The organism is Chitinophaga eiseniae, from assembly GCF_900167135.1.
Taxonomy (GTDB): Bacteria; Bacteroidota; Bacteroidia; order Chitinophagales; family Chitinophagaceae; genus Chitinophaga; species Chitinophaga eiseniae.
Map to the genome: position 1 here is coordinate 247,546 of NZ_FUWZ01000005.1, position 21,114 is coordinate 268,659.

A 21,114-nucleotide genomic window follows, 5' to 3' on the forward strand; every position below is an offset into this window, starting at 1 on the left:
TAAAATAACATCACTTGATGTTAATAAAATATAATATAGGATATGGTTCTACGCGTGCGTTTTCACATAACGTGCATTCTTCGCAACATGAAAATTAAAATGAAAAAGGGAATATCGTGCACGATTAACCGAATGTTAATATCCGGATCATCGTTCACTATATTCCCCCTTATCATTGACATCGGATGTCTGTATGATGGACATCCGGTGTGGTTACTTCAATAATGTATTATCGAACAAATGTAAGATTCTTTTGTATTCATCCGTCCAGCTGCTGGGTGTTGTAAACCCGTGGTCTTCCACGGGGTATACCGCCAGTTCCCAGTTATCTTTACCCAGCTCTATCAGTCGTTGCGACAGCCGCACAATATCCTGGAAGTGTACGTTGGTGTCTACCATGCCATGACACATCAGCAGTTTGCCCTTGAGCCCTTCCGCAAAATAAATGGGGGAAGAGCGGCGGTAGGCAATACTGTCAGTAAATGGCTCATTCAGGATATTGCTGGTATATCCGTGATTATAGTGCGCCCAGTCAGTAACGGAGCGTAAAGCGGCACCGGCTGCAAACACGCCTGGTTTGGTAAACATCGCCATCAGCGTCATAAAACCGCCGTAGCTGCCACCGTAAATTCCAATGCGGCCGGCGTCAACCTGCAATTTCTCTGCCAAGTATTTGGCGGCATCCACTTCATCGTCGAGGTCTTTACCGCCCATGTAGCGGTAAATGCCGGTGCGCCAGTTGCGGCCGTAGCCGGCGCTGCCGCGGTAATCCACATCCAGTACAGTGTATCCTTTGTCGGTGAGCAGGTTGTGGAACATGTATTCCCGGAAATAACTGCTCCACCATTTGTGGGCATTCTGCAGATAACCGGCGCCATGTACAAAGATCACGGCAGCGCCGTTCCGCTTCGCCGGGTCCGGCGTGTACAACCGTGCATATACCGGCTGGTTGTCGCGCGCAGTGAAAGTGATCACCTGCGGATCACGCCAGGGGTAGGCTTTGAATTCGGCTGATTGCGCCAGGTGGGTGATCTGTACCGGCTTGCTGCCCGGACTGTTGGGCTGCAGGTAGAGCTCCCAGGGTTTGGTGGAATAGGAATAGCGGTAAGCGATCCATTTTTGGTCCGGCGAAATGCTCACTTCATGTGCTCCTTCCATGGTAGTGATGCGTTCTGCCTTTCCACCGGTAACGGATATACGATAAAATTGCTGTTCGCCGGGATGTACTTCATTGGTAATGATGTAAAAATGTTTTTTATCGTTGGAAAGGGTCGCTTCCTGTATTTCGTAATGGCCTTTGGTTAACTGTTCGGTCTGCCCGGTCAACACCTGGGTGGTGTACAGATGGGAATACCCGGTGGCTTCTGACTGGTACCAGCAGGTGTTTTCATCGATCCATCCCAGGCCTGAACTGATTTGCCATCCGCTGATACCGGGGCCGCCTATCCAGGCTTCGTCACGCTGCCGGTTCAGGGATTTTACCTTGCCGGTACTGAGGTCCAGCAACACGATCCAGCGGTCTTTGTTATCGTCGGAACGGATGTCGGCAACGGCATGGGTGCCCTTTTCAGACCAGATAATGCCGCTGACAGCCACAGGGCGCACTTTGGCACTGTCCCTTCCCGGATAGTCTTTGCTGTAATCGGGGAGGTCTTTAATACCGGGGAGGTCCTTCAGCACTATCGGCAGCACGGTGTCCCGCTCCCGGTCGTAAATGAAAGATTCCTGTATGCCCTGCGGTGCGCCTACTTTCTCACGGGAATGGATATCCGTAGTAAAGCCGGTCGCGGTTACAAATTCAGGCACGATCGTATTTTTACCGTCACCTTCCTTATAAAGCTTATAGGTAATATAACGGCCATCGGGACTGATCTGTACGGCGCTCAGTTTCCTGTCGCCCAGGTACAGCTTACGCAATGGCTTTGCATCGTTTTGTTTGTTAAAGGCGGTGAGGGCATCTCTTTTAGCCTTTTGGTCGCGCACAACGGCCAGTAGTTCGAGCTGCTGCGCCTTCAGGTATTTCTCCTGGTCATTGCCCTTTTGCAGTTCGTCTTTTTCTGCGGCGGGCTTGTTGCCGGGCGTGAAGCTGGTGAGCTGCGTGGTAACGCCGGTGGCCCTGTCCCAGGCAAAAAGGTCACGGTTTTGTGCGTATACGATCTGCCGGCCGCTGAAGCTGAACTCCGGGTTGACTTCCGCGGCAGCGGTCTGCGTAACACGGATGGTCTTACCGGATTTTATCTCCATCAGGTATACATCGCCCCCGTAGCTGTAGGTGAGCAGTGTCCTGTCGGTATTGTACCAGCCACGGGACCTGGCTGTGATCAGGCCGCGGTCGGCGGCGTTGGTCTTTACCGGCGTATGATTTTTGATGCCGGCGGCATAGAGAGAGTCGGCCATTTGCTGGTCAGGGTTCCAGCTGAAATAGACGGTCTGGTTGTCGGTCCCCCAGAAAAGATTATCGGGGGAAGTGCCTATCCACTTAGGATCGCGCATGATTTTTTCTACCGTAAGCGGCCCTGGTTGCTGGGCATAGAGACTGTTGGCTGATAAAAAAATAATGGCGGGCAATACCCATTTTGTCATAGCGGTTCAGTATTTTGTTGGGTGATAAATGTAACGGTTTAATCATAAATTGCTACAAATTTTGGATGGACGCCGGTTGGCTGTCTTTTACCATGCAGCTTATGCGTTTACTCCCAGTCATATTCAGCCTCCTCCTCCTGGCTGCCTGCAAACCCAAGGCGCCTGTACGACAACCGGTGCCGGTATCGGAAGACACTACTTTTCTTACGGGCACGTTTTACTTTGTCCGGCATGCGGAGCGTTATCCCGGTGGCGCTGATACGACGCTTGCCCCGGAAGGCTTCCAACGCGCCGGCCTTTTGTATGAACGGCTGAAAAACGCCCATCTCGACAAGATTTACCTGACGCCTTATCTCCGTTGTATCCAGACGGCCGATAGCCTCCGGATCAAACAAAAACTGGACACCTGCTTCTATAAGGCAGATACCACCGGGGAATCGTTGATTTACGAGATCACGCGGCATGGCGACTGGGGGAAACGGATACTGGTAATTGGCCACAGCAACACGCTGGTGCCTGCGATGCGTGGCCTGCGGGCCAAACCGCATATGAACATGCTGGGAGAAGACGAGTACAACTGGCTGTTCATTGTTCATAAAACGTCCGCCGGAACAAGCCTTACAGAGGATTGCTACTAGCTCACGCGGAGTTCTCGCAAAGCACGCAAAGCAGCAAAGAGCGCAAAGATTTTTTTTAAGTTTAAATAAGAAAGCAAAGGAGCGGAGATCAAATTTGATCTCCGCTCCTTTGCTTTCTCTGCTCGCTTATTTTGTTCTTTGCGCTCTTTGCTGCTTTGCGTGCTTTGCGAGAACTCCGCGAGAACTCCTCCGCGGGATTTATAACAAAATACCTCTCATAAACGTATACGCCACGGAGAAGTAAATCAGCAGTCCGGTCACATCCACCAGCGTAGCCACAAAAGGAGCGGAGGAGGTGGCGGGGTCGGCGCCGGCTTTTTTCAGGATAATAGGCAGCATGGAGCCGGAGAGCGTGCCCCATAACACCACGCCTACGAGGGAGATGCCCACGGTCATGCCGATCAGCACTGTATGTTCGCCATAGGTATGGAAAAGGCTGTTCCACAGCAGGATGCGGATGAAACCGATGCATCCCAGCACGCTGCCCAGCAGCAGGCCGGAAACGATCTCGCGCCGCATCACGCGCCACCAGTCGTTGATACTGATTTCGCCCAGTGCCATGGCCTGTATGATAAGGGTAGAGGCCTGTGAGCCGCTGTTGCCGCCGCTGGAGATGATCAGCGGTACAAACAGCGCTAGCACCACGGCTTTGGCTATTTCGTCTTCAAAGAACCCCATGGCGGTGGCGGTAAGCATTTCCCCGATGAACAGTACCACGAGCCAGCCTACACGTTTTTTTACCAGTTTCAACAGGGGCATATCGAGGTAGGGTTCGTCCAGGGCCTCGGTACCACCGATTTTCTGGATGTTTTCGGTGTGTTCTTCGTTGGCGATCCACAGGATATCGTCGATGGTCACAATGCCCAGCAGTATGCCGTTGTCGTCCACGACAGGCAGCGCCACGCGGTTTTCCATCCGGAACACCTGTACGGCTTCTTCCTGGTCATCGTTGGCCTGAAGGGATACGAAGCGGTCGTCCATCAGGGTATGTACCACGGTATCGGGGGCTACCAGGAGGAACTCGCGTATACGGAAGTCGTCGAGCAGGTGGCCCCGCTCATCGATCACATAGATAACGTCAATGGTCTCACTGTCTTTGCCATGCTCGCGGATATAGTCCAGCACCTGTTTGACGGTCCATTCTTCCCGTACGGCGATGTAATCGGGCGTCATGATACGCCCTACGCTGTTTTCCGGGTAGCCCAGCAGGGAGAGGGTGATGCGTCGTTCTTCGGGGTCCAGTAATTTGATCAGTTCTTTTACTGCTTCACTGGGCAGTTCTTCCAGGAAAGCGGTACGGTCATCGGCCGGCAGTTCGTTCATCAGCTCGGCAATCTTGGCGGGGGGTAATGCCCGGATCACATCTTCCTGCAAGGGGAAGTCCAGGATACGGAAAGCCGCTGCCGCCCGGGTGATCGACAGTTGATGGATGATGATGCCCGCGTCTTCGGGATTATCATGGATCAGGTCCGCTATATCCGTAATTAACTGGTCATCCAGGTACACCGAGAGCTCGCGATAGTTTTTTTCTTTCTTCAGTGTGCTGAATTTCTCCAGTAATGCTTCATTTTCCATGTACTAATTTGACTCTATCCGCGAAAATAAGTTAAAATAAAACGCCTCCGGGGTTAACGCTATAATAATTCTCCGACGTGCTTGCGGATATTATTGGAAATAGTGTCGGTAGGCAGGTCGTTGGCATCAAAGCCAAACGGGTCCTCGATTTCTTCCGCGATCAGCTCAAGGCTGGCCAGTACAAAAAAGATGAATACGACCATGGGGATAATGAGGTATCCCAGGCTGAATACATACCCGAAAGGCATGGTCATGATATAGAAGAAGATGAATTTTTTGATGAATACACTGTAACTGAAGGGGATAGGGGTGCTCTGGATACGCTCACAGGCGCCGCATACCTCGGTGAAGGACTGCAGCTCGTTGTTGAGCACAATCAGCTGGTCGCCGGTCAGTTGCCCTTCACGCTGCAGGTCTGCTATTTTCTGCAGGATACGGGTGGCCAGCTGGTTGGGCACGTGCTTCGAGAGGTCCAGCGGGGGCTGGCCTTCGGGCAACGCCTCCATCTCTTCCGCCTTGTAGAGCTTCCGCAGATGGTTCTTCAGGCCAAAGGCATAGTTGGGGATCATGACCCGGAAGAACGCCCGGGCTTCGGTGTTGCCGGCCGGCAGCATGGCCTGCAGCTTGATGGCCAGGTTGCGGCAGCTGTTCACCAGCGTGCCCCACTGACGACGGCCTTCCCACCAGCGGTCATAGGCGGTGTTGGTGCGGAATACGAGCAACAGGGAAATCACAAACCCCAGCAGCCCGTGCATCAGGGATATGTTCTTGACCTCACTGTTGGCCGACAGCTTCCAGAACGACAGCTCCAGCCATGCTACGATAGCGGAATAAATAGACAGCGCGATAAACATAGGAAACAGCTTCCGCACGGTGTCCGCCTTGTGAATACGGAAAATGAAGGTAAACCAGTCCTTTGGGTTGTAATTGATCATAAGCTTACTGTTAGCATCCGGGTAAAAGTAACTACCGGTACCGTAAAAGAAAATTAATTCGGGCCGCAAACCTAAAATTTTTCAACATGATTTTGATAACTTCTTCCTTTAACTTTACTTTACGCCTTCTTTTATTCGATAAGTGCTATGATTAAGCCATACTTGTACATTGATAAGTCTAAGGGAAGAGGCCGCGGCGTATATACCAAAGAAAGGATACCCGCCGGTACCCGGATCGAAACGTCGCCCGTGCTGGTCCTCTCTTACGACGATACGGAGATTGTCGACAAAACAAAGCTCCATAACTACATTTTCCTCTGGGGCGTCCGCGAAACCCGCTCCTGCATTGCCCTGGGATTCTGTTCCATCTACAACCACGACTATAACCCCAATTGCGTATACGAAATGGATTTTGAGGCTGAAACCATGAGCATCATTACCCGCCGCGATATCAGAAAGGGAGAAGAGTTGTTTATTAACTATAACGGCGATGTGGAAGATGATTCCCCCGTTTGGTTCGATATGAAACGCAACAAGGAAAACCAGGCCAAGGCCAAATAAAGGATGGACGGTGGCTTTACGGCTTTCCGCCCTGATAATTTTCCTGCCATCAGCCCCGGCACTGGTACATTACCGGGCCCGTGGCTGATAGCAGGAAAAAAATCCTGACCTCCCTTGGCGCTTGGTTATTTTTTCTTAATATTGTATAAGTGCTTATATAATTTGTGCTGGGCGGTGTGATTTTCTGGTGAGACAGGCGAATAATAGAATGGCGAATATGGTTGAAAATACCTCCGAAAGCGGCCCTGAAAGGGGAGAGCCTGGTTATAGCGGATATATCTTTGAGCATGGGATAATGGTAGCTTGTACCTACCGGGAAATGTTCTCTTACAGTGGTAATAAGGCTTTAGGAAGATGTTTACCTGTAGCTTACCGGGAAATGTTCTCCTACAGTGGTAATAAGGCTTTGGGAAGATGTTTACCTGTAGCTTACCGGGAAATGTTCTCTTATAGTGGTAATAAGGCTTTAGGAAGATGTTTGCCTGTAGCTTACCGGAAAATGTTCTCTTATAGTGGTAATAAGGCTTTAGGAAGATGCTTACCTGTAGCTTACCGGGAAATGTTCTCTTATAGTGGTAATAAAGTTTTAGGAAGACATACCAGCGCTTACGTCTGTTTATCGTCTTCTTTTAAGATAAATGTATAAGCGCTTATATAATTTAATGACCGGGATACCACGGGTCCCGGGTCAAAAAAGCAATCAAAAAAACGTAAAACCGTAATGAGTTTTTATCCTTCACTAGGGTACCTTGTCTTCGGCAGCCGCCTGCGGCGGCTCAGTGAATACTTCCTCGCGGAAGTCAACAAGGTATATGAACAGGCAGGCATCCCCTTCGACGCCAGCTGGTTTCCCGTATTCTACCTGCTGTCCGGCCAGCAGCCAATGCCCATCATCGACATCGCGGAACAGCTGGAAATATCCCACTCGGCCGTGAGCCAGATGGTGACCAACCTGCGCAAAAAAGGGTTGCTCAAAACCACGCCCTGTAAAGAAGACGGCCGCCGGCAACTGGTAGCTTTCACCAAAAAAGGGACAGACATGCTGCAACAGATACAGCCTGTCTGGAAGGCGATTTCCACGGCCATGGAAGAACTGGTCACGGAAAACAAACAAAGCCAGCAACTGCTCGCCGCCATCGCTCAGGTGGAACAGGCTGTGCAACAGCAGCCGCTTTCCGCAAGAGTGATCAAATCCATTCAACAAAACGACTAATCATACACCAGACAATCTTTTGTCCATAAACCAACAACCATGAGTGTTATTTTCAAATACGGTATCGACCAGCTGACGGTAGGCGTGGTGCTCGACATTGCCGCTGGCAAAACGAAAGGCGTCCTCACCCCGGAGGTGATCACCAAAGTCAATACCAGCAACGGGTACGTACAAACGATCGTGTCGCAGCATACCACGGTATATGGTATCAATACCGGCTTCGGCCCCCTCTGCGATACCAAAATCTCTGAAGAGGATACCCGCGCCCTGCAATATAATATCCTGCAAAGCCACAGCGTAGGCGTAGGCAACCCTATCCCCGAAGAGATTGCACGGATCATGCTTATCACCAAAGTGCATGCACTGGCACAGGGCTACTCCGGCGCCGCCCTCTCCACGCTGGAGCGTATCATCTGGCATATCGAAAACCATGTCACCCCGCTGGTGCCTGAAAAAGGCTCCGTGGGCGCCTCCGGCGACCTGGCTCCGCTGTCACACCTCTTCCTGCCCCTGATAGGCCTCGGAAAAGTATGGTACAAAGGACAGACCACCTCCATGGAAGCCGTGCTGCAACGGGAAGGCATACAACCCGTAGTACTCGGTCCTAAAGAAGGCCTGGCGCTGATCAACGGTACCCAGTTTATCCTCTCTTTCGCCGTGAAAGCAGTGCAACGCCTGTACAACGCGCTGGAAGCGGCAGACATCATCGGCGCCCTTTCCCTCGAAGGACTCATGGGCACCCATAAACCTTTTGACCCGCGCCTGCATGCTATCCGCCCGTTCCCCGGCAACCAGCTGGTGGCCCACCGCCTCAAAACCATGCTGGACAACTCCGAAATCATGGCTTCGCATGTGGACTGCGGCCGCGTACAGGACCCCTATTCCCTCCGCTGTATGCCACAGGTCCACGGCGCCTCCCGCACCGCATGGCTGCACCTGCTGGAACTGACCACCATTGAGCTCAACGCGGTGACAGACAACCCGATCATCTTCAGCGATACAGACACCATCAGTGGCGGCAACTTCCACGGCCAGCCAATGGCATTGCCCCTGGACTACGCCACCGTAGCGGCCGCTGAACTGGGCAATATCTCCGACAGACGCAGTTACATGATGATCGAAGGAAGATATGGCCTGCCCAAACTCCTCATCGAAGACGCCGGCCTCAACTCCGGATTCATGATACCACAATACACCACCGCCGCACTGGTGACGGAAAACAAAACCCTCTGTTTCCCCGCCAGCGCCGACAGCGTGCCCACTTCCCTCGGACAGGAAGACCACGTGTCCATGGGCTCCATCAGCGGCCGCAAACTCAACCAGGTGATCGGTAACCTGGAATACATCCTCGCCATCGAACTGCTCTACGCCGCCCAGGCAGTGGATTTCCGCCGGCCGCTCAAATCCGGCCCCATCCTGGAAGCCGTACACCGCTATACCCGCGAAAAAGTGTCTTTCGCTAACAAAGACCGCATCTTCGCTTACGATATCGAAGCTTTACACCAAATCATCACGGACCACTCTCTTGTGCGCGTAGCCAATGAAGCCGCCGCACAACATCAATTACCTTTAAACGGCATCTACCATGACCAGTTTGGACTTTATTAAACAATACGCGGCCCATCCGCACTACAAAGCGCCCCGCGGCGCACAGCTGCATGCTAAATCCTGGCAGACGGAAGCCCCGCTGCGCATGCTGCTCAATAACCTCGACGCTGAAGTAGCCGAAAACCCCGATGAACTGGTGGTTTACGGCGGTATTGGCCAGGCTGCCCGCAACCGCGAAGCCCTGGAGAAAATCATTAAAACCTTACTGGAACTGGATGAAGACCACTCACTGCTGGTGCAGTCCGGCAAACCCGTAGGCATCGTGCGTACCCACCCGCAGGCCCCCCGTGTGATGCTGGCCAACAGCAACCTCGTGCCTAAATGGGCCACCTGGGACCATTTCAACGAACTGCGCGCCAAAGGCCTCATGATGTACGGCCAGATGACCGCAGGCAGCTGGATATACATCGGCACACAAGGTATCCTGCAAGGCACCTACGAAACCTTTATGGAATGCGGCCGCCAGCACTTCAACGGCGACCTGTCCGGTAAACTGATCGTCACCGCCGGCATCGGCGGTATGGGCGGCGCCCAGCCACTGGCCGCCACAATGGCCGGCGGCGTTATGCTCGCTGCGGACATCGACCCTACCCGCATCCAAAAACGTATCGATACCCGCTACATCGACCGCATGACCCACTCCTACGATGAAGCCGTAGCCTGGGCCAAAGAAGCCATGGCGAAAGGACAACCACTGTCCATCGGCCTGGTCAGCGACGCCGGCGATATGCTGGAACGCCTCCTCAAAGACAATATCATCCCCGATATGCTGACAGACCAGACGTCTGCGCATGACCCGATCAACGGCTACGTTCCCAATGGTATGACGCTGGAAGCCGCACTGGAACTGCGTAAAAAAGACCCTGCCCGCTACCGCGAACTGTCGCTCAAAAGCATGGCCCGCCACGTAGGCTTCATGCTGGAAATGCAACAGAAAGGCGCCGTCACCTTTGACTACGGCAACAATCTCCGCGAATTCGCCAGAGAAGGCGGAGAGCCCAATGCCTTTAACTTCCCCGGCTTCACACCAGCCTATATCCGCCCGCTTTTCTGCGAAGGTAAAGGCCCCTTCCGCTGGGTAGCCCTCTCCGGCGACCCGGAAGATATCTATACCACCGACCGCGCACTGATGGAAGCCTTCCCGGAAAACACCCACCTGATCAACTGGCTCAAACAGGCGCAGGAAAAAGTGGCCTTCCAGGGACTGCCCGCCCGTATCTGCTGGCTAGGCCTCGGCGAAAGAGAAAAAGCCGGCCTTATCTTCAATGAACTGGTGCGCACCGGCAAAGTGAAAGCGCCTATCGTGATCGGCCGTGATCACCTCGACTGTGGCTCCGTTGCCTCCCCCAACCGCGAAACAGAAGCCATGAAAGACGGCTCAGACGCTGTCAGCGACTGGACGCTGCTCAACCTCATGTCCAACACCGGCGGTGGCGCTACCTGGGTATCCTTCCACCACGGCGGCGGCGTAGGCATGGGCTACTCCCAACACGCAGGCATGGTCGTACTGGCCGACGGCACAGACCGCGCAGCTGCCTGCCTGAGCCGCGTGCTGTTCAACGACCCGGCCATGGGCATCTTCCGCCACGCAGACGCCGGCTACGAAAAAGCACAACAGTGGGCCGATAAATTCGGCATAAACATATAGCATTCAGGGATTTTTTTGATTTAGGGATTTTTTGATTTAGGGATTTTTTGATTTTGAGGATCTTTGAGCAATAACCTCCCAACGCCGAAATCGTACATCAAAAAATCCCCAAATTTCATAATTAATAAAAGCACCATGAAAATATTACTGGGGCCTTTCTCGCAAATTCTTCCCCTCGGCGGCCTGCCGCTGAAAGGTACTTTGCAGGACGAACAGCTGACCGTTATCGAAAAAGGCGGTGTGGTGGTCGGCGCGGGAAAGATCGTGGCCGTAGGGCCTTATAAGACGCTGTTAAAGGAACATCCTGACTGTGAAGTGGCCTTCATCGATAAACCCATGGTACTGCTACCCGGCTTTATCGACTGCCACACCCATATCTGCTACGACGGCACCCGCAGCCGCGACTACGCCATGCGTATCGCCGGAAAAAGTTACCTCGAGATAGCCCGTGCCGGCGGCGGTATCTGGGATTCGGTGACCAAAACCCGTACAGCCGATCTCGTTACCCTGGTAGAAAATACGGTGGCACGGGCTAACCGCCACCTGCAGGAAGGCGTTACGACCATAGAGGTGAAAAGCGGCTACGGGCTTAACTTTGAAAGCGAAGTGAAAATGCTGCGCGCCATTCAGCAAGCATCGCTGCACACAGGCGCCACACTGGTGCCTACCTGCCTGGCGGCACATATGAAACCGCGCGATTTCTCCGGCACGGAAGACGAATACCTGCAATGGGCGCTGGAGGAACTATTGCCCGTACTGAAAGCGGAATCGCTGACAGACAGGGTGGATATCTTCATCGAAGAAACAGCCTTCTCCGCGAAAGCTGCACTCACTTACCTGCAAAAAGCCCGTGAACTGGGCTTTGCGGCCACCGTGCATGCAGACCAGTTCAGCGCGGGCGGCGCAGCCGTTGCCGTGGCAGCCGGCGCACTGTCGGCCGATCACCTGGAAGCCAGCAGCGATCATGAGGTGGACCTGCTGGCCAAATCTGACACCGTGGCGGTAGTACTGCCAGGCGCCTCCCTCGGATTGGGCATGCATTACGCCCCGGCACGCAGATTGCTGAATGCCGGTGCATCGGTGGCCATTGCGAGCGACTGGAACCCAGGATCAGCCCCCATGGGAGATCTGCTGGTACAGGCGGCCGTGATGAGCGCTGCGGAAAAACTGTCAACCGCTGAAGTATTGGCAGCCCTGACCTTCAGGGCCGCACCGGCACTACAGCTGAAAGAAACTGGTCAGTTGCTGGCAGGCTTCACCGCTGACATGCAGGCTTACCCCACCGCCGACTTCAGGGACATCCTGTACTACCAGGGTAAAATGAAGCCGGCGATGGTGTGGAAAAAAGGAGATTTAGTTCAATAGACTTATGATAACAAAGGATAGCTACCGGCCAACGGCCCCCGACGTGTGGACCGGCCGTACCGATGGTACAGAAACAGACCTGTTGCGCTGGCATCAGGTGGTCCGCACGGTGGACCTGTTGCAACAGCCGCTTCCACCCCTTGAAAAAGGCCGGAAAGGCGTGGCATTCCTCGGGTTCGCCTGCGATGAAGGCGTACGCAGGAACAAAGGCCGTACCGGCGCTGCAGAAGGCCCGGGTGCCATGAGGAAGGCGGTCGCTAACTTCCCCGCCCATTTCGTGGACAATACAGTGCTGCTGGATGCCGGCGATATCGTCTGCAACGGCGCCGCACTGGAAGAAGCGCAGCTGGTGCTCAGCCAGGCAGTACAAGCGCTGCTGGCCGCCGGTTACCTGCCGGTATTGCTGGGTGGCGGCCATGAAATTACGTATGGCCATGCCAGTGGTATCCGCAAGTACACGCAAAAAAAAGGCATCCTCGGGCTGATCAACTTCGACGCACACTTCGATATCCGTATCCCCGGTGCGGAAGGCCCCGGCTCAGGGACCGGCTTCTGGCAACTGGCGCAGGACTGTAAACAAAACGGAGAAGAATTTAACTACCTCGCCCTCGGTATCCAGAAAAACGGGAACACCCGCCAGCTGTTTAACATCGCCGGAGAAGAAGGCGTTACCCACGTCGGCGCCGACGCTTTTCACCTGAACGATAAAGATACCCTGCTGGCTGCCATACAACATTTCCTCAGCCAGGTGGACCATGTATACCTGACCACCTGCCTCGATGTGTTTGCCGCAGCTTTTGCACCAGGCGTGAGCGCTACCGCGTACAACGGCATTCTGCCGGGAGGCCTGTTCCTGCAGTGTTACAGAGCGATTATGCACAGCGGAAAAGTGCGGGGAGTGGACATCGCCGAACTGAACCCTTCCCTCGATCAGGACAATCGTACCGCCAAATTGGGCGCTGCCATTGTGTTTGAAACACTCATGGCGTATTGCGGGGAAGAATGACCGGATAACATACATCGGGTACAGGCATCATTCGTGTAGTCTCCTTCAATATCTTAGCCCCGGGCATTGGTCCCCGGGGTTTCTTTCTTTTAGAAAATCCCTAAATCTTTCAGGTGTTTGGCACTGTCTGCCAGTTTTTCTTTGGTTTCCCTTTGCAACAACAATATCAGTTGTGTTGTTGCTGCCGGCAGCCTTATTTTTTCCTTTCTGACCTGTGCAGCCGTCGTTTTTACAAACAATAACAATTCACTGGCATCATGCCATTGTCCCAGCAGCTGGCCGGCCTTTTTCGTATGCCGTAGTTGTTCCCGGTGACGGTGGGTATGGTGGGGAAGTTGTGTGATAATGCCCAGTTGATAATAGAGCTGTTTCATACGTTTCCGGAGATCGTGCCAGGCTGCTGCCGGAGCTTTGCTTTCCGGCAGGATGGTATTGTTGTAGGTGGAGGCTACATGGCTGACGATGGCGTCTGTGGCAGCGGTTTCATCAATGCCGGCTATTGCGGCTTTAAAAGCGTCCGGCAGCCGGGAGAGTTTTTTGATGGATAGTCGCGCTACTATAGCTTCCAGCGCATTGTCAGCGGTGGAAAGCCGTGTTTTCAGTAACAGGTGGGCTACAGAGAAACGCCAGCCAATGGTCTTTTCACAGCGGGTCAGGGCCTGTTCCTGTAACCGGGTGTCGCGGGAAGTGCCGCCAAGGTCTTGCAGCAATTTAAGCGTGGTGAGGTAACGTCCCGTTTTCAGGTGATAGTCGGGTAGCTCTCCGGCTACAGCCAGCAGGGCACGGACTTTTTTACTGCCCACCCGCAGCTGATGGATCGCCTGTTGCCGCCGGGAGGGATGCGGAAGTTGCTGAAACGCCGTCACAATAGTGGCGCAGCTAGTCTCCAGGTACTCGTGCAGAATGGTTTTCAGCATTATCTTAAAGTTAACGAAAAAGGGGAAGCCCGGGAAAAAATAGGTAGAAATACGCACCGTTATGCCTTTCTCTTTTCATAGTTTTGCCCAAAATCCACACGATTATGCAAATCATCCCCAAAATGGCGGCAGTAGTGTTGCTGGCTGCGATCGGGCTTCCCGCCATGGCCCAGAAAATCAAGCTGGTCGATGGCGATCTGGCTGCCCTGAAAAGTGAAAAACAACTGAATGTTGAATTCACCTATGATCAGCTGAAAGTAGGTAAGTTTGACAATGAGGCAGACTACATTCAGAAAAAAACAGCTGAATACAATCAGAAAGAAGCCGGTAAAGGCGATAACTGGGCCAAAGCCTGGAAAAACGACCGTAAAGACCGCTTCGAACCCAGCTTCGAATCTCTTTTCAATGAAAACAGCGATACCAAAGTGGGCGACTACGCCGGCGCCAAATACACCCTGATCTTCCATACCACCTTTGTGGAGCCGGGTTTCAACGTAGGTGTGATGCGTAAAAATGCTTACATCGACGCGGAAGTACTCATCGTGGAAACGGCCAATAAAAGTAAAACGGTGGCTAAAATCTCTGTAGATAATGCCCCTGGCCGTATGTTCGGTGGCTTTGACTTCGATACCGGTGAACGTATTAAAGAAGCTTATGCCGTTTCCGGAAAGAAACTGGCGAGGTTTATCAACAAATAATGATCTGACGTCTGACATAAAAAGATCATACGCACAAAAAATCCCTGCATCGGGCAGGGATTTTTTTATATCCTGTCCCTGGATAGGGGTATGTTAGAATATAATTGTCTTATTACCATGCACAATTACCCTGTTTTCGATATGGGCTTTGACAGCGCGGGTGAGTACCTGCCGCTCTATGTCGCGGCCCAGCATTACGAGATCGTCTACGGAGTGTTTGTGGCTTACACGGGCAACGTCCTGCTCAATGATCGGACCTTCGTCCAGTTCATTGGTAACGTAGTGGGCGGTGGCCCCAATCAGTTTCACCCCGCGCGTGTAGGCGTTGAGGTAAGGACGGGCGCCGGCGAAGGCGGGCAGAAAGGAGTGATGGATGTTAATGATCCGCTGCGGATATAGCTCCACGAAGCGGGGCGAAAGAATCTGCATGTAACGGGCCAGCACCGTGAAATCGACCTGGTGCTGTTCCAGCAGGCTGATAGCGGCCTGCTCCTGTTCGGCCTTGTTGCCGGCATCGACCGGCAGGTAGTGGAACGGGATGTCCAGGAGGGTACATTCTTTTTCCAGTTTGGTATGATTGGAGATGACCACCGGAATGTCTGCTTCCAGTTCGCCGTTGCGCCAGCGCCACAGCAGCTCCATCAGGCAGTGGTCGTAAGATGAAACCATAATGGCCATTTTCTTGCGCTGGTCGCTGTAGTGTAGCTGCCATTCCATGGCCAGCGGCGTAGCTACTTTTTCCTGGAAAGACTGTTCCAGCCCGGCCCTGTCAGCGATGTCCAGCTGGATCTCCATACGCATGAAAAACAATCCTTCCCGCGGATCGGTACTGTGTTGACTCGCATCGAGTATATTTGCACCGAGTTGGAAAAAAAACATGGACACACCAGCCACAATGCCGGGCCGGTCGGGACAACATATCAAAAGGCAGGCGATCGTTTGTACAGGGGGCTTTTGCATAGATCTAAAATAAAAAATAATCATATAAAGCTATAAAGTATTTCCGTTGAAAAAAATCGGTTTAATGTCAGATACGCATAGTTATCTGCATCCACAGGTGTTTAAATATTTTGAAGACGTCGATGAAGTATGGCATGCAGGTGATATCGGCAACGTTGAACTGGCAGACCAGCTGGAGGCCTTTAAACCTTTCAGGGCTGTTTACGGCAATATCGACGGAGCGGATATCCGTATCCGTTATCCGGAAACGCTGCGCTTCACTGTGGAAGGGGTAGAGGTGTTAATGACCCATATTGGCGGCTATCCGGGGAAATATGCCCCCGGTGTCCGCGACATACTGAAAAAGAATCCTCCCAAACTCTTTATTTGCGGGCACTCCCATATTTTAAAAGTAATGCCGGACCCGGCATTGCAATTGTTACATATGAACCCGGGCGCCTGTGGCCAGCAAGGATGGCATAAAGTAAAGACCCTCCTCCGGTTCCGGCTCGATCAGGGCCGTATTGAGCAACTGGAAGTGATTGAATTGCCCGGTTAACCCCCTGTATGGACCTGTAACTGTAAAAAATGACTATGATCAAACACACTTTAGTAACATTGGCAATACTATGTGTATGCACGGTGACAGCCGCCGCCCAGGGGAGATTCTTCAAGTGGCTGCAGACCGATAACGACACCGCCTACATTGAAGACCATACGGAAGATATCACCTTCCGGCTCTATGGCTCGCGTAAATACACGAAATACGATATCATCGACAGAAAACAAAAGAAAGATATACTCTATCGCCCCAATACACCCTTCAACATCGGAGTGGGCGCCAATTACCGCTTTATTGGCATTAACCTGGGGTTTAACTTCCCTTTTATCAACAGGCAGAACGATAAATACGGCAGCACCCGGTATATCGATCTGCAATCCCACATCTACCTGCGTAAGCTGGTGGTGGATTTCTACGGACAGTCCTACAGGGGATATTATATCGCCAACCCGGAGAAGGTTTTCGGTAAAGAGTACGCGAAACAAAACCCGTATCCGCAACGCCCCGATATCCGCAACAGGGCGCTGGGTATGAACGTACAGTATATTTTTAACGACAAACGGTTCTCCTATCGCGCACCTAACCTGCAAAATGAATATCAGAAAAAAAGCGCCGGGTCCTTTATCCTTGGCGGAGAGTTTTTCCTGGCAAATATAAAGGGCGATTCCTCCCTCGTGCCCTCCAATATTGAGGATACCACTTTCCTGCGGGAGCAGCACTACTACAAAAGCGGTATCGCCAGCCTGGCTGCCAATGTAGGGTATGCACATACGTTTGTGTACCGCAAACATTTTTTTCTTTCCCTGTCGGTAACGACCGGCATCGGAGCGGCTAAAACAGGGTTGCACTACGACAATGGCGACGTAGGCCATAATGTAGGCGTTCAGTTCAGTAACACGGTAAGGGCGTCGTTGGGATACAACTCCAGCCGTTATTTTGCAGGGGTCCATTATGTGGGTATGACTACCCGCAGCAAAATGCCCGTACCAAACACCTATCAGGCTTTCGGTACGGGCAATTTCAGGGTGAGCCTCGTCCGCCGTTTCGAGTTGAAGAAACCGCTGTGGAGGCAAAATGCGCTGAAAGAAAAATTAGGAACGATGAACTAGCTCTGTGCCGGCGTAATCCATTTCGGCTTGTCTACCGGTTGGTATTGCTCCATCTTTATCAGCAGGTCGTCGATCCGGTCGCTGTACAACAGCATGTCACGATTGGCGGCCGACAGGAAACCTTTCTCCGTCATCGTTTGTGACAGCTGATGCAGCGCGTCGTAAAAGCCGTTAACATTAAGCATGCCTATGGGTTTCTGATGCAGCCCCAGTTGCCCCCACGTCAGCATTTCAAATAACTCTTCCATAGTGCCGAAGCCACCCGGCAGCGCAATGACGCCGTCTGCCAGTTCATTCATTTTGGTTTTGCGCTCGTGCATGGTGTCTACCAGTATCAGGTCTGTGAGACCGTTATGCGCCAGCTCCTTCTGTTGCAGGAAATGAGGCAGTACGCCAGTCACTTTGCCGCCTGCCTGCAGGGCACCATCGGCTACCGCGCCCATCAGGCCTACTTTGGCGCCGCCATATACCAGCCCTGTGTTGCGTTGGGCAAGCGCTGCGCCCAGTTGAAAGGCCTGTTCCATATAAACCGGCTCCTGGCCGGCGCTGGAGCCGCAAAAAACGACGATATTTTTCATATGCATTTGTTTCCGTTATAAGTGATCTATTTCTGCTTGTATGTTTTGCCGGGCCTGTGTTTCATACTGTTGTTGAAACGCGGGGGTACGGTAAATGGCAGGCATCTCCATAAAATGCTGCAATACCTTTTTTCTGCCGGGATGATACAGGTTATCGGGGTAGATACTGTATTCCTGGCGGATTTGTTGCGCATAGGCCTGATAGTTGTCCGGCGGGGTCCCCAGTATCTGCAGGTCGAAGTCCAGGAAGTAATCCAGGTCGGAATGCTGCAGGGTGTTGACATGCGTCTGTGTGGCCACGATAAATTCCTCCACCGCATTGATGTCTGCTGTGGGAAAACCGGTTTGCCGCAGGTATTCACCCGCGGCCAGAGCGCTTTGTTGTTCGTTGTCGCGCTGCTGTACATCATAAACGATGTCGTGAAAGAAGATGGCATACAACACGGTGTCCGGCGCTTTCAGCTGGCCGGCATACGTGTGGTGCAGCGTCAGCAGCTGGGTGATGTGCTGCAGGTTATGATAGTGCCTCCCCGGCGCCTGGTAGGCGGTGAGGATGTCCGTGAGGGCTTTTTGAACGAGGGCTGTGTTGGCAGTATATGCGTGGTTCAGCCGGGCCCAGCTTTCGCTGATAACGGGGATGGACATATGGGTATGATTTACCGGGGCAATTTAAAAAGAAAAACGGGCAGAAAGTTCTGCCCGTTTTTCAGTGTATTTTATTCAACCGTAGGTTGAATTATTTTTTGTTTTTGGCTGCTTCTGCACGGATTACGTTCAGGGCGCCGCCGGCTTTGAACCACTCGATCTGTTGTTCGTTGTAAGTGTGGTTTACAGCGAATTCATCGGTGCTGCCGTCTTTGTGGTGGAGCACCACGGAGAGCGGTTTACCCGGAGCGAAGGTGGTCAGGCCTACGATATCGATGCTGTCGTCTTCCTGGATTTTGTCGTAATCTTCTTTGTTAGCGAAGGTCAGACCGAGCATACCTTGTTTTTTCAGGTTGGTTTCGTGGATACGGGCGAAAGATTTCACCAGGATAGCACGAACGCCGAGGTGACGGGGTTCCATGGCAGCGTGTTCGCGGCTGGAGCCTTCACCGTAGTTTTCGTCGCCTACTACTACCGCACCGAGGCCGGCAGCTTTGTAAGCGCGCATGGTAGCCGGAACAGCACCGTATTCACCTGTCAGGGAGTTTTTAACGGTATCTGTTTTATCGTTGAACGCGTTTACCGCGCCGATCAGCATGTTGTTGGAGATGTTGTCCAGGTGACCGCGGTATTTCAGCCATGGGCCGGCCATGGAGATGTGGTCAGTGGTACATTTGCCTTTTGCTTTGATGAGGAGTTTCAGGCCTTTCAGGTCTGTGCCTTCCCATGCAGGGAATGCTTCCAGCAGCTGCAGACGGTCGGACGTAGGGGATACGATCACCTGTACTTTGCTACCGTCTTCGGCAGGAGCCTGGTAACCGGCGTCATCTACTGCGAAACCTTTTACCGGCAGTTCAAAACCGGTAGGTTCGTCCAGCTTCACGTCTTCGCCGTTTTTGTTTTTCAGGGTGTCAGTCAGCGGATTGAAGGTGAGGTCACCTGCAATGGCCAGTGCTGTCACGATTTCAGGAGAAGCTACGAAAGCGTGGGTAGAAGCCAGGCCGTCGTTTCTTTTCGCGAAGTTACGGTTGAAGGAAGTGATGATAGAGTTCTTACGGTTAGGATCGTCGATATGACGGGCCCATTGACCGATGCAGGGACCGCAGGCGTTTGCCAGCACCACACCGCCTACCTGGTCAAAGGTAGAGAGCAGACCGTCTCTTTCGATGGTATAACGCACCAGTTCAGAACCTGGGGTGATGGTAAATTCGGATTTCATGTCCAGCTGCTTGTCGATGGCTTGTTTGGCCAGGGAAGCGGAGCGGGAGATGTCTTCGTAGGAAGAGTTGGTGCAGGAACCGATCAGGGCTACTTCCAGCTTCTCAGGCCAGTTATTTTCTTTGATCGCCTGTGCGAATTTGGAGATAGGCCATGCCAGGTCCGGGGTGAACGGACCGTTTACATGGGGTTCCAGTTCGTCGAGGTTGATTTCGATTACCTGGTCGTAGTATTTCGCAGGTTCTGCGTATACTTCCGCGTCCGGACGCAGGTGTTCTTTCACACCGTCTGCCAGGGCGGCTACTTCAGCTCTGCTGGTTACTTTCAGGTAGTCAGCCATTTTGCTGTCGTAAGCGAACAGGGAGCAGGTAGCGCCGATTTCAGCACCCATGTTACAGATAGTGCCCTTACCGGTAGCGCTCAGGCTGTCAGCACCTTCGCCGAAGTATTCCACGATAGCGCCGGTACCGCCTTTTACGGTCAGGATACCCGCTACTTTCAGGATCACGTCTTTTGCGGAAGTCCAGCCGCTCATTTTACCTGTCAGCTTCACACCGATCAGTTTCGGCATTTTCAGCTCCCAGGGCAGGCCGGCCATTACGTCTACCGCGTCGGCACCGCCAACACCGATAGCCACCATACCCAGACCACCGGCGTTCGGGGTGTGGGAGTCGGTACCGATCATCATACCGCCGGGGAATGCATAGTTTTCCAGTACTACCTGGTGGATGATACCAGCGCCGGGCTTCCAGAAACCGATGCCGTATTTGTCAGAGATGGAAGAAAGGAAATCGTAAACTTCTTTATTAGTGTCAACAGCAGCCGCCAGATCTTGTGTGGCGCCCACTTTGGCTTGTATAAGGTGATCACAGTGTACTGTGGAAGGAACCGCAACTTTATTGCGGCCGGCGGTCATAAACTGGAGCAACGCCATCTGGGCGGTTGCATCCTGCATGGCTACACGGTCCGGCGCAAATTCAACGTAGGATTTGCCTCTTTCAAAAGGCGTGGTAGTTGGTGCATACAGGTGTGCGTATAAAATCTTTTCGGCAAGTGTGAGCGGACGGCCTAACAGCTGACGGGTCGCTTCCACTTTACCCGGTAGTGCCGCATACACTTTTTTAATCATGTCAATATCAAACACCATGGGAAAAAAATAATTTAAGAGCGGTTAAAAATTGCACGCAAAATTAACTAAAAACAACAAGTTTTTAAATTAATTACTGAAGATCCCGCCAGAATTTTACCCGGCCAGCCGCCCAAAAAACAGGCGGGGCAAATTGGTCTCCATCTCTAAAAGAATTGTTAAAAAATAT

The 21,114-nt window shown here is 52.6% G+C and carries 19 protein-coding genes; 11 read left to right on the forward strand and 8 right to left on the reverse strand.

What is annotated here, in order from left to right; translation table 11 throughout:
* Positions 1 to 213: 213 nt before the first annotated feature.
* On the reverse strand, positions 214 to 2,583 hold the full coding sequence (locus tag B5D63_RS27095; RefSeq protein WP_078671999.1) for a S9 family peptidase: 2,370 nt from the start codon (positions 2,581 to 2,583) through the stop codon (positions 214 to 216).
* Positions 2,584 to 2,684: 101 nt separating this feature from the next.
* Here B5D63_RS27095 and B5D63_RS27100 point away from each other — a divergent pair, with 101 nt between their 5' ends.
* A complete protein-coding gene (locus B5D63_RS27100) occupies positions 2,685 to 3,221 on the forward strand; it encodes a histidine phosphatase family protein (protein ID WP_159456186.1) in 537 nt (178 codons plus the stop codon).
* Positions 3,222 to 3,419: 198 nt separating this feature from the next.
* Here B5D63_RS27100 and mgtE read toward each other — a convergent pair whose 3' ends face one another.
* Together mgtE and B5D63_RS27110 are read right to left on the reverse strand one after the other, a co-directional pair.
* On the reverse strand, positions 3,420 to 4,796 hold the full coding sequence (mgtE, locus tag B5D63_RS27105; protein ID WP_078672001.1) for a magnesium transporter: 1,377 nt from the start codon (positions 4,794 to 4,796) through the stop codon (positions 3,420 to 3,422).
* Between the two features lie 59 nt (positions 4,797 to 4,855).
* Positions 4,856 to 5,731 (reverse strand): bestrophin family protein, encoded by an 876-nt coding sequence (locus B5D63_RS27110; protein WP_078672359.1) that lies wholly within the window; start codon positions 5,729 to 5,731, stop codon positions 4,856 to 4,858.
* A 147-nt stretch (positions 5,732 to 5,878) separates the two neighbouring features.
* Here B5D63_RS27110 and B5D63_RS27115 point away from each other — a divergent pair, with 147 nt between their 5' ends.
* The 7 genes from B5D63_RS27115 to hutG all read left to right on the forward strand — a co-directional run bounded on the left by B5D63_RS27115 (position 5,879) and on the right by hutG (position 13,132).
* A complete protein-coding gene (locus B5D63_RS27115; RefSeq protein WP_078672002.1) occupies positions 5,879 to 6,292 on the forward strand; it encodes an SET domain-containing protein in 414 nt (137 codons plus the stop codon).
* 217 nt (positions 6,293 to 6,509) lie between these two features.
* Positions 6,510 to 6,938 carry a hypothetical protein gene (locus B5D63_RS34785; RefSeq protein WP_143313123.1) on the forward strand — a complete coding sequence of 143 codons (429 nt, stop codon included), beginning with the start codon at positions 6,510 to 6,512 and terminating at the stop codon, positions 6,936 to 6,938.
* Positions 6,939 to 7,013: 75 nt separating this feature from the next.
* Positions 7,014 to 7,505: a MarR family winged helix-turn-helix transcriptional regulator gene (locus B5D63_RS27120; RefSeq protein ID WP_078672003.1), complete on the forward strand. Its 492-nt coding sequence runs from the start codon at positions 7,014 to 7,016 to the stop codon at positions 7,503 to 7,505.
* 39 nt (positions 7,506 to 7,544) lie between these two features.
* A complete protein-coding gene (gene hutH / locus B5D63_RS27125; RefSeq protein WP_078672004.1) occupies positions 7,545 to 9,113 on the forward strand; it encodes a histidine ammonia-lyase in 1,569 nt (522 codons plus the stop codon).
* Positions 9,091 to 10,761, forward strand: coding sequence for a urocanate hydratase (gene hutU / locus B5D63_RS27130; protein WP_078672005.1), 1,671 nt, complete (start codon positions 9,091 to 9,093; stop codon positions 10,759 to 10,761). The genes hutH and hutU overlap by 23 nt, the downstream gene beginning before the upstream one ends.
* A 135-nt stretch (positions 10,762 to 10,896) precedes the next feature.
* Positions 10,897 to 12,126: an imidazolonepropionase gene (gene hutI / locus B5D63_RS27135; protein ID WP_078672006.1), complete on the forward strand. Its 1,230-nt coding sequence runs from the start codon at positions 10,897 to 10,899 to the stop codon at positions 12,124 to 12,126.
* A 4-nt stretch (positions 12,127 to 12,130) separates the two neighbouring features.
* Positions 12,131 to 13,132: a formimidoylglutamase gene (hutG, locus tag B5D63_RS27140; RefSeq protein ID WP_078672007.1), complete on the forward strand. Its 1,002-nt coding sequence runs from the start codon at positions 12,131 to 12,133 to the stop codon at positions 13,130 to 13,132.
* Positions 13,133 to 13,221: 89 nt separating this feature from the next.
* Here hutG and B5D63_RS27145 read toward each other — a convergent pair whose 3' ends face one another.
* Complete coding sequence (locus tag B5D63_RS27145) at positions 13,222 to 14,049, reverse strand: CHAD domain-containing protein (RefSeq protein ID WP_143313124.1); 828 nt, start codon at positions 14,047 to 14,049, stop codon at positions 13,222 to 13,224.
* A 104-nt stretch (positions 14,050 to 14,153) separates the two neighbouring features.
* Between B5D63_RS27145 and B5D63_RS27150 the strand changes: the two genes are divergently transcribed.
* A complete protein-coding gene (locus B5D63_RS27150; protein WP_078672009.1) occupies positions 14,154 to 14,747 on the forward strand; it encodes a hypothetical protein in 594 nt (197 codons plus the stop codon).
* Positions 14,748 to 14,840: 93 nt separating this feature from the next.
* Here B5D63_RS27150 and purU read toward each other — a convergent pair whose 3' ends face one another.
* The gene (gene purU / locus B5D63_RS27155; RefSeq protein ID WP_078672360.1) at positions 14,841 to 15,707 is read right to left on the reverse strand and encodes a formyltetrahydrofolate deformylase; all 867 of its coding nucleotides are present in this window, start codon (positions 15,705 to 15,707) and stop codon (positions 14,841 to 14,843) included.
* Positions 15,708 to 15,771: 64 nt separating this feature from the next.
* Here purU and B5D63_RS27160 point away from each other — a divergent pair, with 64 nt between their 5' ends.
* Both B5D63_RS27160 and B5D63_RS27165 read left to right on the forward strand, forming a co-directional pair.
* Positions 15,772 to 16,245 (forward strand): metallophosphoesterase family protein, encoded by a 474-nt coding sequence (locus B5D63_RS27160; protein WP_262488175.1) that lies wholly within the window; start codon positions 15,772 to 15,774, stop codon positions 16,243 to 16,245.
* A 35-nt stretch (positions 16,246 to 16,280) separates the two neighbouring features.
* Positions 16,281 to 17,357, forward strand: coding sequence for a DUF4421 domain-containing protein (locus B5D63_RS27165; RefSeq protein ID WP_159456187.1), 1,077 nt, complete (start codon positions 16,281 to 16,283; stop codon positions 17,355 to 17,357).
* Here B5D63_RS27165 and B5D63_RS27170 read toward each other — a convergent pair.
* The 3 genes from B5D63_RS27170 to B5D63_RS27180 all read right to left on the reverse strand — a co-directional run bounded on the left by B5D63_RS27170 (position 17,354) and on the right by B5D63_RS27180 (position 20,945).
* Positions 17,354 to 17,935: an LOG family protein gene (locus B5D63_RS27170; RefSeq protein ID WP_078672012.1), complete on the reverse strand. Its 582-nt coding sequence runs from the start codon at positions 17,933 to 17,935 to the stop codon at positions 17,354 to 17,356. The genes B5D63_RS27165 and B5D63_RS27170 overlap by 4 nt on opposite strands.
* Before the next feature lie 15 nt (positions 17,936 to 17,950).
* The gene (locus B5D63_RS27175; protein ID WP_078672013.1) at positions 17,951 to 18,580 is read right to left on the reverse strand and encodes an HD domain-containing protein; all 630 of its coding nucleotides are present in this window, start codon (positions 18,578 to 18,580) and stop codon (positions 17,951 to 17,953) included.
* 91 nt (positions 18,581 to 18,671) lie between these two features.
* Positions 18,672 to 20,945, reverse strand: coding sequence for an aconitate hydratase (locus B5D63_RS27180; RefSeq protein ID WP_078672014.1), 2,274 nt, complete (start codon positions 20,943 to 20,945; stop codon positions 18,672 to 18,674).
* Positions 20,946 to 21,114 lie beyond the last annotated feature (169 nt).